Here is a 12,691-nt window from a genome sequence, read left to right as displayed (position 1 = left end):
GGACGCCCGCCATGTTCACCGACACCCTGTTCGATCTCCCGGCCATCCAGAGCCCGACGGTCGCCCCCGTGGTCGAAGCGCCGGCCGGGCCGAAGCCCAAGGCGAAGCGGAAGCGCGTGGTGCATGCGTCGGTGCCGTTCGAGCCGTCGACGACCGTGCCTGACGAGATGATCCGGGACGCGGACTGGATCGTCATATCGACGTCGGGTGGGAAGGATTCACAGGCGATGCTGTCGTACGTCGTGCGGCGTGCGAAGGCGTTGGGGATGCTGCACAAGGTTGTTGCCGTCCATGCGGACCTGGGCCGGGTTGAGTGGGCGGGGACGCGCGAACTCGCCGAGCTTCAGGCGGCGCTCGCCGGGGTTCCCCGGTTCGAGGTGGTCCAGGCGAAGGGCGCCGATCTCCTCGACCGCGTCGAGATCCGGTACGGCAAGCTGAAGGCGAAGGCCGAGGAGGAGGCGCGGGAGCGCGGCGAGGACCCGGCCACGGCGAAGGTTGCGCCGGCCTGGCCGTCGAGTTCTGCACGCTGGTGCACTGCGGACGTAAAGCGGGGCCCGATCCGGACCCTGTACACGCGGCTCGTCGACGAGCTCGCGCACCTGGGCCGCGCCGTGCGGATCCTGGAGTGCATCGGCCAGCGGGCCGCGGAGAGCACCGCGCGGGCGCAGCTCGCCGAGGTGGAGATCAACCGCGGGGCGAGCAACGGCAAGCGGGTCGTGACCACCTGGCGGCCGATCCACGCGTGGAGCGATCGGAAGGTGTGGCGGGAGATAGCCCGGTCGCGGCTGCCGTACCACCCGGCGTACGGCTGGGGAAACCGGCGCCTGAGCTGCGTTTTCTGTGTCCTCGGGTGCAATAGCGACCTCGTGAACGGCGCGCGGCGTGTGCCGGAGCTCGCCGCGGCGTACGCCCGGACCGAAGTCGTGGTCGGCACCGACTTCAAGAAGGGGCTGAGCATGGCGGAGATCATCCGGCGCGCCCAGGCCCTGGAGGCGGCCGAGGGGCCCGCCGCGCGGCCGCCGGTCGGTACGGCGATGGCCGAGCACGTCGGGCGGGCTGCGACGAGCAAGTACCGGGCCCGCCAGGCTGCGTTGTACGGCCTGGCCGCTTGATCTACCTCATGCCCGCGCCGGGCCGGTCCGGCGCGGGCAGACTGACCCCCGCCCCCTTCCCGATGGAGACGACAATGCCCGAGCAGCCCGAAGACCTCGACGAGCAGCCGGAGGCGGTGCGCGCCCTGGTGGGCCGGACCATCACGGTGACGGAGGCCCTGTCGGGGATCCCGAACGCCCGGCCGTACCAGCTCCGGATCACCGAGGCCCGCATGGCGTCCGACCCGGCGTCCCACACGGTGCACGTGACGGGCGACCGGCTCCGCATGGACGGTCTGCCCGCCACCCGCAAGTGGCGTCCCGTCGAGGGCGCCACCGTGTGGCTGATGGACGGCTGGACGGAAATCCTGGACCTGCCCGCCCTGCCGCCGCGGGAGTGGGTACGGGAGGCCGCGGGCACGCCGGTGTACTCGGAGAGCCAGCGCGCCGGCATCGCGGCCCAGATCGTCGACGAGAGCGCGGCGTACCGGGTCACGGTCGGCGACGTCGTCGAGGACCAGGCCGCGCCCGGGGACCCGGTGGCGCACCGGGTGGCCGATGCGCTCGCCGAGAACGGGATGCGGCTGGACCGGCACGCGGACGGGCGGACGCTGCGGCTGCGCTACGACGACGGGCGGCCCACGATAATCCTGGCCATGATGAGCGAGGGAGCTGCGGAGCGATGACCAGCAAGACCATCCCGTATACGCACTGGGCGTGCTTCCCGGATCGGGCCAGTGCCGAGCGGTGCGCCCAGGACCTGGCGGACTACGTGACCCGCATCCGTGAGCCCGACGAGAAGCCGGAGTGGCTTCTCCTTGCCGGACGGGACGTCGAAATCGGCGGCATGGTGGAGCGGCACCGAGAGGTGGAGGCGATCGTCACCCGCCACGGGGGCGACTACGACGGCGGCGAGGCGGGGCGGATCGAGGGGGATCCGGCAGTCCCAGGGCGCGACGAGGGCTGAGCCGACCCGCACCGCGGGGGTCGTCCTGGTGGGCGGCCCCCGCCTCTTTCTGCGGATCCCTATCCCCGCAGATTTCCTTTGGTGTACTATTCCTCGTGTTGGTGGAGAGCAACCACCGACGAACCAACGAAGCGAGGAACACCATGTCTGCTGCCGTTCTCTTCGACGTTCCCGCCCCTGCGGCGGATGCTAAGCCCAAGGCAAAGCGCCCTGCCCCCGTGTACGCCCCTCGCCGTTGGTTCGGCGACGTCGACCGCGTGACGTACCTGGGCACGCACCAGCCGTCTTGGCTCGCCCGCGAGGAGTTCGGCAACGACTGCATCCCGCTGTGCGTCTCCCACGGGCGCCTGGCCGACCGCGCGACCCTGCCGCGGGCCGTGACGCCGTGGATGCTCGACTCCCGCGGATTCACGGAGCTGTCGCAGCACGGCCGGTGGACGATCTCGCCGTACAAGTACGCTGCGGCAGCCCGTCGGTACTACGACGGGATCGGCATGATGGACGCCTGCGCCATCCAGGATTGGATGTGCGAGGACGAGATCCTCACGAAGACCGGTCTCACGATCGAGAACCACCAGGTCAAGACCGTCGCGTCGTTCCTCAACCTGATGACGCTGGACGCCGACCTGCCGTGGATGCCGGTCATCCAGGGCCGCACCCTGGACGACTACCTGCGGTGCATCGACCTGTACGACCAGGTCGGCGTGGACCTCACGCTCGAACCGGTCGTCGGGATCGGCTCCGTGTGCCGCCTGCAGCAGACCGACGAAGCCGCCCGGATCATCGAAACGATCTGGGGGATGGGGATCCGCCTGCACGGCTTCGGCTTCAAGAAGACCGGTCTGCGGCGCGTCGCCCACCAGCTCTACAGCTCCGACTCCATGGCCTGGTCGTACAACGCGGTGAACCGGGCCCCGATGCCCGAGTGCGTCGGCAAGCACGTGCACTGCGGCAACTGCCCGAAGTACGCCATCGCGTGGCGGAACGCGCTCCTCAACAGCCTTCCGGACGACCCGCAGTTCCTGCTTGCCGTCTGACCTCACGTCTTCCGGGGCGTCCGCCGTGGGCGCCCCGGCCCCCACCCCTGCAAGGAGAACCCCGTGTCCGTCGTATCCAGCAAGCTCGCCGAGCGGTTCGGCAAGGTCCGCGAACTGGTGGACGTCGCCGAGACCTACGCCGAGGACGGCGCCGCCCTGTCGGCGATGGAGAACCTCGTCGACGCCATCGCGACGATCCGGAGCATCATCGAGCCCGCCCCCGACCAGGACCGGCGCCCGATGTCCCTCGAGCGGGTCGTAGCGACCGTGGAGGGCGCGCTGCACCGCCGGACGGCCGAGGAGATCGCCGCCGTGCCGTGGGTCGCCGAGGCGATCGGCCAGCACGCCCCCCGCATCCGCGCCCTGGGCGAGGTGGTCGCCGTGGCCGAGCAGCAGTACCGGGCCGCGCTCGTCGAGTGGATCGCCCGCGACTGCACGTGCCTGTGCGTCGTGAGCTGCGACGAGGACCCGGCGACCGCATGCAGCCTGTCCGGCCGGCAGCACGTCCACCCAGCGATCCCCGGCCGCCCCGGCGTCTACGGCCCGTGCCCGCAGCACCCGGACGCCCCCCGGCGACCGGTAGCAGCTCCCGCAACACCCGTTCTAGGGCCGGAGAGCAACCGGCCCCGACCATGAAGCGAGGAACACCCCCATGACGCGTGTGACGCGTTCCCACACGATCCGCGGCCACCTCGTCGCCGGAGGTCTCTTCGACCTCGGCCTCGGCGAGGCCACACAGAAGGCCGGTCCCGACGGACACGACGACGGCTTCTCCACCCGGCAACACCACCAGGACGGCACCCTCGTCGTCATCGCCGGCGCGTACGGCCCGAACTGGATCCGGACCCTCGCCGAGATCCGTGGCCGACTCGAGAGCCCGCACGGCAAGTGCACCGTCATCAGCGAGGCGCCCGAGCTCGGCAACCACGAGGTCATCGTGCGCTGGGCAACGTCTGCGGAGCTGCAGGCCTGCAAGGCGGCCGCGGTGAAGCGTCAGGCCCCGCTTCGGCAGCAGCTCCGCGCGCAGGAGGCCGCCCAGGCGCTCGAGGCCGCCGGGCAGCCCGGCCTGTTCTGACACAGCCGTCCGGGCCGCGACGTTCCCCCAGGCGGCCCGACACTTCCACCCCTCACGCCCCAGGAGGACACCGATGGAACCCGTCTCCTTCACCGCGAAGGACATTCCCGTTCTGCGCCAGGCTGCTCGGTTCCTGCGCGCCAGGGAACTGCAGCTCCCGGCCGCCGCGCACGACAAGACCCATCAGGGCGTGCTCACGTCCGCCCTGTGGCTTGACCACCAGGCCGACGAGCTGGGTGCCGCGCCGCAGACCCCGTCCCGGGAGACTCGTCGCCCGATCTTCAATCACCTCGTGGCCCCGTTCGTCGGCGGCCCGGTCTACCACGCCGAGGCCAAGGCGATGCTCGACGCCCACGATGCCGCGGTGCGGGCCGAGACGCTCGCCGACCCCGAGGCCGTGCGCGTGGCCGCGGCCCGCTTGGACCAGGCCGAGGCCGAGGCTCAGGCCGCCGACGGCTACCCGGGCCGGAAGAAGGGCGTTCGCGGGCGCGCAGTGCACGCGACGAAGGCGTGCCCGCCCGACGTAGGGGACATCGGCGCGTGCGGCCAGTTCTACGGAAGTGGCGATGCCGTCGACCTGCCCGAGGGCACCGCAGTGTCGTGCGCCGCATGCATCAAGGCGCTCCCGCGGAAGCGCGCGGAGTCCTCGCCTGCCGAGTAACCGTCCCGGCCGGGTGCCATCGCGCGCCCGGCCCCGCGTTCCCCTCCCCCCCCGCACAACCGGCAGGAGATGCGAGATGACGCCGTACGAGCGCCTCATGGCCGAGGCCATCCCGACCGGCAGGTTCGGTGACCCCGTTAGCGAGGCCCGGCCCCAACAGCCTCTGATGACGACCGAGGAGCAGCAGGCCGCCCGCCGCGCCGCCCTGCTTGCAGCCCAGTCCGGTTGGCGTCTGCCGGATCCCGCCTCGCAGCGCAAGCGCCAGCGGTCCGCCCAGGTAGCCGCCGAGAAGGCCCGCGCACGCGAGGCGTCCCGCCCGCGTCACCTGCGCATCGTGCCAGACCCGAACGGCACCCAAGCTGCTTGACCACCACCCGCCCAGGAAGGCACCGCCATGCGCTGGAACGTCACGCCCCGCCGTCGCAAGCCGAACTCCGGCCGCTGGAGGGCCGACCGCGCCGAGTTCGCGCGCCGCCGGCCGTGGCCGCTCGAGCTCCCCAGCCTGTCCATTCCCCACCCCGCCTGACCATCGCCGCGGTACACCCGTCGGCGGCTACCCGAGAACGGATCCCCGTGCCCAACCGCAAAGCCGTCGTCGAGTCGCTCCGACAGGACGTCATCGGCCCGCAGCACCACTACTCGTTCGGCGAGATCACCACCATGCCCGTAGATCCGTACGAGGCGATCACGGACGCGATGGCCGCGATCCTTGAGCGCATCGCCGTAGCCGTCGACTGGAAACGTCTCCTCGTCGAGGCTTCGTGGCGGCACATCGAGCTCCACCCGGACCACAAGGAGGAGCGGCTCCAGTACCAGAGCGAGGCTGCGAACGTGTGCGGGGAATGCCTGGCCGAGGCCCTGCTGCAGGAGAACGTAGGCGCGCCGGACTGGAAGCGGGAGCGGGACGCCGAGATGCGGCACCAGGCCGTCGACTGGGCCGCGGTCGTCGCCCAAGTCTTGCAGCACCGGCGCGGCGCGATCGAGCACCAGTACCGGACGCCGCACCGTGCCCGCTGAGCCGGCGGGGAGCCGCACCCTGGTCTGCCACTGGTGGGAGGACGAGCGTGGATGCCCCCGCCGTCCACGAGGTTGTGCGTTTGGAACATCCCGTTGTAGGTGTTGATGCATCATCGGGCGGTGAGCACACCCTCATACCTGAACCACTATCAACCTTATGTTTACGGAGTGCCGTTCCGCCTCCCAATCAGAAGCTATGGCGGCAGGGCGAGGTCGGTGGCCTGGGTGCGGGACGGGTCTCGGCTGCTCCTGGCCGTCGGCCAAGGCGGTCAGGTGGGTCTGTGGCAGATGGAGCAAGGCGCTGATGCTCTTGAGTCGTTCGGCGCGCCGCTCCCCTGCCGAGGCGGCACGGTGACGTCTGTGGCGTGGGCGCGGGACAGGGACCGGCTGCTCCTCGCCGCAGCCACCCGCTCCGACGTGGGTCTGTGGCAGGTGGGGCAGGGCGCTGCTGCTCCTGAACTGCTGGGTGCGCCGCCCATCGGCTCGCTCGCCGCGGGGGAGTCGGTGACGTCTTTAGCGTGTGCGCGGGACGGGTCGCGGCTACTCCTGGCCGTCAGCCATGGCCGTTTCTTGCATCTGTGGCAGGTGGGGCAGGGCGCTGATGTTCCTGAACTGCTGGGCGGGCCGGACGACTCGCTCGCCGTGGGGGAGTCGGTGACGTCTTTGGCGTGGGCGCGGGACGGGGACCGGATACTCCTCGCTTTTGGCAGCGACGGCGGTCGGGTGGGTCTGTGGCAGATGAGGCAGGGCACTGATGCTCTTGAGCCTTTCGGCTCGCCGCTCCCCGGCCCCGGCGGCACGGTGACGTCTTTGGCGTGGGCGCGGGACGGGGACCGGCTGCTCCTCACCGCCGCCCGCTCCGACGGGCTGGTGGGTCTGTGGCAGGTGAGACAGGGCGATGCTCTTGAGCCTTTCGGCTCGCCGCTCCCCGGCCCCGGCGGCACGGTGACGTCTTTGGCGTGGGCGCGGGATGAGAACCGCCTGCTCCTCGCCGTCGGCAGCAACAACGGGCAGGTGCATCTGTGGCAGGTGCGGCGGGGCGTTGATGCTCCCGAACTATTCCGTGAGCCGCTCAGGGTCGCAGGCGGTTCGGTTGAATCGGTGGCGTGGGGGCGCGACGGGGACCGGCTGCTCCTCGCCGTCGGCAGCAATCACGGGGTGTATCTGTGGCAGGTGCACGAGGCGCGTCGGGTGCCGCGGTTGCCCGGGTATCAATCGGACGGGCTCGGGGGGTGGGCGTCTGACGATTTGAACCGGGAAGACGAGGCACGCGCTGTTGCCGAACTGGTCACCGCGCGCTCCGCCCGTCCGCCGCTGGCGGTAGGTCTGTTCGGCGACTGGGGCGAGGGAAAGAGTCATTTCCTTGATCTACTGGGCCAGCAGGTCGACGCGCTGAGCAGGATTCCGCTCGCGAACAAATACGTGCGGCAGGTCCGCTTCAACGCCTGGCACTACGCCGAGACCAGCCTATGGGCGAGCCTCGTCACTGAGATGTTCAAACAGCTCGCCACGCCGCCGGGCGGCGACGCGGGTACCGCACAGCGGCAGCTGTCCCGGCTGACTGCTGACCTGGTTGCCCAGCGCCGGTTGAGGGAGCGCCTTGTAGCCGCCCGTGACCGCCGCGATGACCTTCAGCACGCCCTGTCCCGTGCCGACGTCCCTTGGAAGAACCTGGACGCGAGCCGCCGTAGCAGCATCGAGGAGGCTGCCGGGGGTGAGCTCCCTGCTGAGGCGCTGTACCGCGAAAGTGTGAGCAGTGTCCGAATCCTGCGTGCCACATTCAGCAACACCCGGACGCTCATGCGCTCGGCGGGGCGGCGCGCATGGCTGTGGTTCGTCCTGGCACTCGTGGCGAGCGCGGTCCTGCCCTTCGGGATCGAGTGGGTGTGGCCGAACGTGTCCCGGTGGTTGGCCATTAGCGGGTTGATTTGCCTGACTCAGGCGGTCCGCTCCGCGTCCTCCCATGCCAAGCCGGCTTGGGAGAGCATGAAAGCAGCGCGGACAAGAGTGCATCGGGCGGTCGAAGGGCTGCGCGCGCCCTTGCAGACCGCAGCCGACGTCGCGACGGCGGAAGTGGCAGCGTTGGAGCAGGAACTGCAGAACGTCACCGCTGCCGGCCAGTTGGCAGGCCTGATCGGTCAGCGCGCCGCCGCTGGCGACTACCGCGGCCAGCTCGGGCTGATGACGCAGATCCGTGAGGACTTCCAGCGCATGTCCATACTCCTCGCCCAGGCTTCCCGACAACGCGCGACTGCGGCTCCCGCCGGTGACGAGGACGGCCCCCCGCGCGAAGACGAAGCGACGGATGAACTGCCGCAGATCGAGCGAATCATTGTCTACATCGATGACCTCGACCGCTGCCCGCCAGCTCGCGTCATGGAGATGCTGGAGGCTATCCATCTGCTACTGGCCGTCGAACTGTTCGTGGTCGTGGTGGCCATTGATCCTCGCTGGCTGCTTCGTTCCATCGCCGCCCACTACCGCGACGTTCTGCACCTTCCCGGTGGCGCACCAGGCGATGTGGACGACAACTGGATCTCCACACCCGCCCAGTACCTTGAGAAGATCTTTCAGATCGTCTTCACCCTCCCGCCTGTCGACCACACCGGCTATGCCCGCATGCTTGACAGCCTCATCACCGTGCCCAACCCTGTTCGGTCCGCTAACGCCACGGCCGCAGACGGCGGCGCGCCTGAACCCTCGGCCACTCGCCCACCCGATGCCGGCACGGCCCCATTAGCGAACTCCACCCCCCAAGGCGCCGCGGCCTGGGACGAGGATCTGTATGGTCCCGCCGTCGAGGCTCTGCCTATTGTCGAGCTGGCCGACCCTTTCGCCTTTACCGAGGAGGAGGCACACCTGCTACGGATCGTCGGCCCACCCCGCCTGCCCCTGACCCCCCGGTCCGTCAAGCGGCTGGCTAACAGCTACGGCTTGCTGATCGCCCTCCGCCAGTCCCACCGCGAGCACGACCATACTGACCACCCCAACCCCGCTACCCCGACAGCCCCTACGACTTACTACCGCCCCTACCGCGCAGGACTGGTCTTGATCGCCGCCCTGGTCGCCTTTCCTGCTCTCGGTCCTGAGCTGTGCAGACGCATCTTCCAGCAGGCCAACATCGACCCCGAAAGCTCCTGGTCCGACTTCGTAGCCGAGCTGGCTCCACGGCCACACCCCGACCGCCCAGAGACCTACAGCAACGGACTCTGCAGCGAGCTGAGCCCAACTCAGGCCCAGCAGTGGAGTGCACTGCACACCGCGCTGCGCCAGATCACCATCGCCGCCGCTGCGCGCCAACTCGACCTACCCGCCCGCCTCGGCTCCTGGCAACCGTGGGTCATCCCCACTGCCCGTCTCTCGTTCCCCGCCGGGCAAGTCGTCAAGTCCCTGCATCACCGCGACGAGGAGCGCGACTCCAACCTCTAGATCCTGGACCAGTTGCACGTTGCGCGCTCGCGGAAGCTTCAGTCAGTTCTCAGCAGCTATCGAGTGTGCTTACCCGACCACATCCTGCGGCAGCAGCACATCGCAGTCAGCAACTGGCTCCTTGCGTCCGGCTTCTGTGAGGGCTTCGACGCACGCACCTCGCGCGCAACGCCGAACTCGTGAACGGAGCTGGTGCGTTCGGGCGTGCTACGCCTTCTCAGCGGCCGAAAGTACGGCGCTGCTGGAAGTGTTCGACGAGTGACTGCCCAAGTGCCTCATGTGTGTAGTCGGGCCAGCAGCGGTCCTCGAAGCACAGTGTGGCATCCGCAGCCTGGTGGAGCAGGAAGCCAGACAGACGGCGCTCCCCACTGGTGCGGCTGATCAAGGCGGGGTCGGGCAATCCGCAGGTGGACAGGAAGCCGTCGACCGGCAGCTCCCGGCGCTCGTCGTAGTCCACGGCGGCAAGGGCACCGGCGACGGCCCGGCGGATATCTGCGCGGCCGTCGTAGCCGATCCCGAGGCAGACGGTCATCCCGTGCCGGTCGGTCGTGGCCTTCTCCGCCCGCTCGATGGCGGCCAGGAGTCGGGCGGGGACCGAATTGGTGCCGGAGCACTGGGTCAGGACGCGGATCGGGCCGGTGGACGCGGCGACCTGGGTGTTGAGGAGAGCGACCAGGACGTCGACGAGGGTCTCCACCTCAGCCGCGAGCCGGCCGAAGTTCCGGTCGGACATCAGGAAGACGGACGAGGTCTCAACTCCGATGGTGCGGCAGTGCTCGAGGACCTGGTGGACGACGACCGCGCCCTGCCTGAAGCCCTCCCCGACGGTGGTGCCGTGGGCGGCCACCCATCGGCGGTTGCCGTCGGTGATGAAGCCGATGTGGCGAGAGCCGTCGAGGCGGCCAGTTGCGGGAAGCGTCTGCATGGCGGGGAGGAGCACAGGCGCGTCCCGCCTTACGTCATGCGGTGAGGGCGGCGAAGACCAAGCCCGCGGTGATGGTGCCCGATGCCGCGCCGGCGATGGTCTGGGCGAGGGTGTGGTCGCGCAGGCTGATGCGGGACCAGGCGATGACGACGACGAGCGGGTAGGTGAGCCAGACGAGCGGGCCCCAGGTGAGGGCGAGCATCGCCAGTGCGCCGCCTGCGACGGCCGTGTGCACGCTGATCTTCCAGTGCCAGGCCTTGGTGGGGATCAGGAGGACGGCGAGGGTGGCGAGCATTGCGACGACCAGGGCGACCATGTCGCGGGGGGCGTGGAAGACGAGCATGCCGCCGATACCGGCGGCGACGGACGCCATGATCACAGGTATCAGCAGGGTGCGGCGCTGGACCTGGCCGACGTGCCGGTCGGCCCACTTCCCGGTGCGCATGCCGTACTTGATGTACGCCACGGGTATCGCGGCGGCGAATACGATGGCCTCGAGCGCCCAGAGCACGCCGGCGAGCCGGTCGTCTTGGGCCAGGCCTATACCGAGGCTGACCAGGATGATGACGTTGCGCGGCTCCATGCCGTCGGTGATGAGGCGGGCCGCGCGGTTCTCCTCGCGGGCCGGGGTGGGCGCGGCGGTGGTGGCGCTGGTCATGCGGTGACTTCCTGGGGAGTGTAGGCCGCGGTGAGCTTTGCGACGGCGTCGGCAAGGGCGGGGGATGCGTAGTGGTGGGCGACCCGGGTCAGCCACATGGAGTTGAGCAGCAGGTCGTTGCGCAAGGAGAGCACGGTCATGGCGGGCTGTGCTGCGTGGGGCTCGCCGTCGACTGCCTTCTGGCGGGCGATCCGCAGGCACAGCGCCTCCCGGGCAGCGCGGGCTTCGGCACCGTGCAGGCCTGCGGCGCGCGCCTCGGTGAGAGCGTCGCGGTGCAGGTCCTGGCTGACCCATGGGAGCAGGTCGAAGGAGGCGTCGGAGATGTCGACGACCCGCTGGTCCAGGCGGCCGTACAGGTCGCGGAGGCGGCGCCGTTCTTCCTGGGCAGAGGTGCCGTCCTGGAGGCGGCGACGGACGAGGTCCGGCGGGAGGACGGAGACGAGTTCTTCCCACAGCGGGCGGAGGGCGATCAGGCCGCGGCGCATTCGGAATGCGCGGAGCGCGAAGTCGGCGGCGCGTACGGAGCTGCCGACGATGACGAAGAGGATCGTCACGAGCTGGATGACCGATCCGCCCAGGTGGAACTCCGCCTCGGACAGCGGGTACGTCCAGCCGGTGAAGCCGCACAAGAGGAACGAAATCCGGTAGACCGGGTAAAACGAGCCGACGGCGGCGCCCAGTGCCATGAGGCGCATGCACAGCCGCAGGAGCCGGTCGTCCGTCCGCCGGGCGACGGTGAGGAACAGCAAGACCGAGGGGACCATGGCCGACCCGATGCTCAGCAGGTAGACCGTCAGGTGCACCGTGCCGGCGACGTCGCCGTACTGAGCGGAGGCGAAGTCGCGGGAGCCATCGGCAGCGATGATGGCGGGCTCAGCGAACGGGAACGCAACGATGGCCGCGATGCTGAACAAACTCAGCGCGGCCATGCGCGGTTTGAAGCCGACCCAGCGGCGCCACGCCGGCTCTACCTCACGCGGTGGCACGACGGATTCCACCCACCCCAGCAGCAGGGTAGAGGCCAGCATGACGACCAGGTGCTTGGGTAATACCGCCGCGTCCTTGATACCCGTGAGGGAAGCGAGGACGTTCTCGACGGGAGACAGGCGAAGGGTCGCACCGACGGTCAGAGCAAGGAACATTGCGAGGAAGGACCGTTGGCCCGGCGTGGTCGGCCGGTTGTAGATACGGACCGCGACCACCACCCACAGAGGGATGGTGGTGAACAGGTCGATTATGTCGTCTCTAGGCACGAAGTGGCTTCCAGCGGCAGGGGTCACAGGCTGCGGTGCAGCCGGTTGACCAGGGGGTCATGATGCCGAGTGTCCCGGGCCATGTCGGCGGCCCGTCGGCGCAGGAGGAACGCGAACCGCTCGGCCTCGTCCTCGACCCGCACATACTCCGGGTCTTGAGGGCCGTCGTGAGAGCGGGCACGGCCGAACAGGCAGCCGCCGAGGAAGTCGGGGCTGAGAAATTCATACGTCTTGGGCTTGGCCGACGGGGGCTCGGCAGGCAGTTCGAGCGGCCTGTGGCGCAGCCTCTGGTGCCCGAACTCGTGGGAGAGGCTGTGGGTAGCGGCGTCTCCGGTGAGTGCGTCGTCGAGCCAGACGACATCGCTTTCTGCGCCAGAGCGTGTCAGCCATAGGGCGTTCGCGTGGAGCCCGGGGACAGGAGACGGACCGCGCCACAGATCGAGGGCGCGCCCGTAGTGCGTTTGGTAGTGCTCGCGCATCACGGCGAAGAGGGAATCGGCGGTCAGCGGCACCGGGAGGGACAGGTCAGCGAGCGCTTTCTTGATCTTACCGTCAGGAGGTTGCTGGATCACCGGAGT

14 protein-coding genes are annotated in these 12,691 nt (G+C 69.6%); 10 read left to right on the top strand and 4 right to left on the bottom strand.

Going from position 1 to position 12,691, the window contains the following annotated elements; translation table 11 throughout:
• Window positions 1-11: 11 nt before the first annotated feature.
• From ACIQVL_RS03180 to ACIQVL_RS03135, 10 genes are all read left to right on the top strand, one after another.
• On the top strand, window positions 12-1,112 hold the full coding sequence (locus tag ACIQVL_RS03180) for a phosphoadenosine phosphosulfate reductase family protein (RefSeq protein ID WP_403474142.1): 1,101 nt from the start codon (window positions 12-14) through the stop codon (window positions 1,110-1,112).
• Window positions 1,113-1,186: 74 nt separating this feature from the next.
• The gene (locus ACIQVL_RS03175) at window positions 1,187-1,777 is read left to right on the top strand and encodes a hypothetical protein (protein WP_403474140.1); all 591 of its coding nucleotides are present in this window, start codon (window positions 1,187-1,189) and stop codon (window positions 1,775-1,777) included.
• The gene (locus tag ACIQVL_RS03170) at window positions 1,774-2,058 is read left to right on the top strand and encodes a ribonuclease E inhibitor RraB (RefSeq protein WP_403474139.1); all 285 of its coding nucleotides are present in this window, start codon (window positions 1,774-1,776) and stop codon (window positions 2,056-2,058) included. Before ACIQVL_RS03175 ends, ACIQVL_RS03170 begins: the two co-directional genes overlap by 4 nt.
• A gap of 218 nt (window positions 2,059-2,276) precedes the next feature.
• A complete protein-coding gene (locus tag ACIQVL_RS03165) occupies window positions 2,277-3,095 on the top strand; it encodes a hypothetical protein (RefSeq protein ID WP_403474138.1) in 819 nt (272 codons plus the stop codon).
• Window positions 3,096-3,158: 63 nt separating this feature from the next.
• Entirely contained in the window at window positions 3,159-3,731 is a 573-nt protein-coding gene (locus ACIQVL_RS03160; protein WP_403474137.1) for a hypothetical protein, read from the top strand.
• Between the two features lie 16 nt (window positions 3,732-3,747).
• Window positions 3,748-4,170, top strand: a complete 423-nt coding sequence (locus tag ACIQVL_RS03155; RefSeq protein ID WP_403474136.1) for a hypothetical protein — start codon at window positions 3,748-3,750, stop codon at window positions 4,168-4,170.
• A gap of 73 nt (window positions 4,171-4,243) precedes the next feature.
• Complete coding sequence (locus ACIQVL_RS03150) at window positions 4,244-4,831, top strand: hypothetical protein (protein ID WP_403474135.1); 588 nt, start codon at window positions 4,244-4,246, stop codon at window positions 4,829-4,831.
• Window positions 4,832-4,907: 76 nt separating this feature from the next.
• Window positions 4,908-5,198, top strand: coding sequence for a hypothetical protein (locus ACIQVL_RS03145; RefSeq protein WP_403474134.1), 291 nt, complete (start codon window positions 4,908-4,910; stop codon window positions 5,196-5,198).
• A gap of 206 nt (window positions 5,199-5,404) precedes the next feature.
• A complete protein-coding gene (locus ACIQVL_RS03140; protein ID WP_403474133.1) occupies window positions 5,405-5,848 on the top strand; it encodes a hypothetical protein in 444 nt (147 codons plus the stop codon).
• 273 nt (window positions 5,849-6,121) lie between these two features.
• Complete coding sequence (locus tag ACIQVL_RS03135) at window positions 6,122-9,277, top strand: P-loop NTPase fold protein (RefSeq protein ID WP_403474132.1); 3,156 nt, start codon at window positions 6,122-6,124, stop codon at window positions 9,275-9,277.
• A gap of 217 nt (window positions 9,278-9,494) precedes the next feature.
• Here ACIQVL_RS03135 and uppS read toward each other — a convergent pair whose 3' ends face one another.
• Genes uppS through ACIQVL_RS03115 form a run of 4 tightly spaced genes read right to left on the bottom strand, consistent with a single transcriptional unit; the run spans window position 9,495 to window position 12,685 of the window.
• Window positions 9,495-10,202 carry a polyprenyl diphosphate synthase gene (gene uppS, locus ACIQVL_RS03130; RefSeq protein ID WP_403474130.1) on the bottom strand — a complete coding sequence of 236 codons (708 nt, stop codon included), beginning with the start codon at window positions 10,200-10,202 and terminating at the stop codon, window positions 9,495-9,497.
• A gap of 34 nt (window positions 10,203-10,236) precedes the next feature.
• Window positions 10,237-10,860 (bottom strand): hypothetical protein, encoded by a 624-nt coding sequence (locus ACIQVL_RS03125; RefSeq protein ID WP_403474129.1) that lies wholly within the window; start codon window positions 10,858-10,860, stop codon window positions 10,237-10,239.
• Entirely contained in the window at window positions 10,857-12,113 is a 1,257-nt protein-coding gene (locus tag ACIQVL_RS03120; protein WP_403474128.1) for an MAB_1171c family putative transporter, read from the bottom strand. The genes ACIQVL_RS03125 and ACIQVL_RS03120 overlap by 4 nt, the downstream gene beginning before the upstream one ends.
• A gap of 23 nt (window positions 12,114-12,136) precedes the next feature.
• Window positions 12,137-12,685: a hypothetical protein gene (locus ACIQVL_RS03115; protein ID WP_403474127.1), complete on the bottom strand. Its 549-nt coding sequence runs from the start codon at window positions 12,683-12,685 to the stop codon at window positions 12,137-12,139.
• Between the last annotated feature and the right edge of the window lie 6 nt (window positions 12,686-12,691).

It is taken from the genome of Streptomyces sp. NPDC090499 (genome assembly GCF_044769305.1).
In the GTDB taxonomy this organism is placed as follows: Bacteria; Actinomycetota; Actinomycetes; order Streptomycetales; family Streptomycetaceae; genus Streptomyces.
Note: the sequence above shows the minus strand (reverse complement) of the source record. Positions and strands in the feature narration are given on the sequence as shown.

Coding starts and splice junctions, on each gene's coding strand:
- ACIQVL_RS03180 (WP_403474142.1), top strand. CDS start 12: ATGTTCACCGACACCCTGTTCGATCTCCCGGCCATCCAGAGCCCGACG.
- ACIQVL_RS03175 (WP_403474140.1), top strand. CDS start 1,187: ATGCCCGAGCAGCCCGAAGACCTCGACGAGCAGCCGGAGGCGGTGCGC.
- ACIQVL_RS03170 (WP_403474139.1), top strand. CDS start 1,774: ATGACCAGCAAGACCATCCCGTATACGCACTGGGCGTGCTTCCCGGAT.
- ACIQVL_RS03155 (WP_403474136.1), top strand. CDS start 3,748: ATGACGCGTGTGACGCGTTCCCACACGATCCGCGGCCACCTCGTCGCC.
- ACIQVL_RS03150 (WP_403474135.1), top strand. CDS start 4,244: ATGGAACCCGTCTCCTTCACCGCGAAGGACATTCCCGTTCTGCGCCAG.
- ACIQVL_RS03145 (WP_403474134.1), top strand. CDS start 4,908: ATGACGCCGTACGAGCGCCTCATGGCCGAGGCCATCCCGACCGGCAGG.
- uppS (WP_403474130.1), bottom strand. CDS start 10,202: ATGCAGACGCTTCCCGCAACTGGCCGCCTCGACGGCTCTCGCCACATC.
- ACIQVL_RS03125 (WP_403474129.1), bottom strand. CDS start 10,860: ATGACCAGCGCCACCACCGCCGCGCCCACCCCGGCCCGCGAGGAGAAC.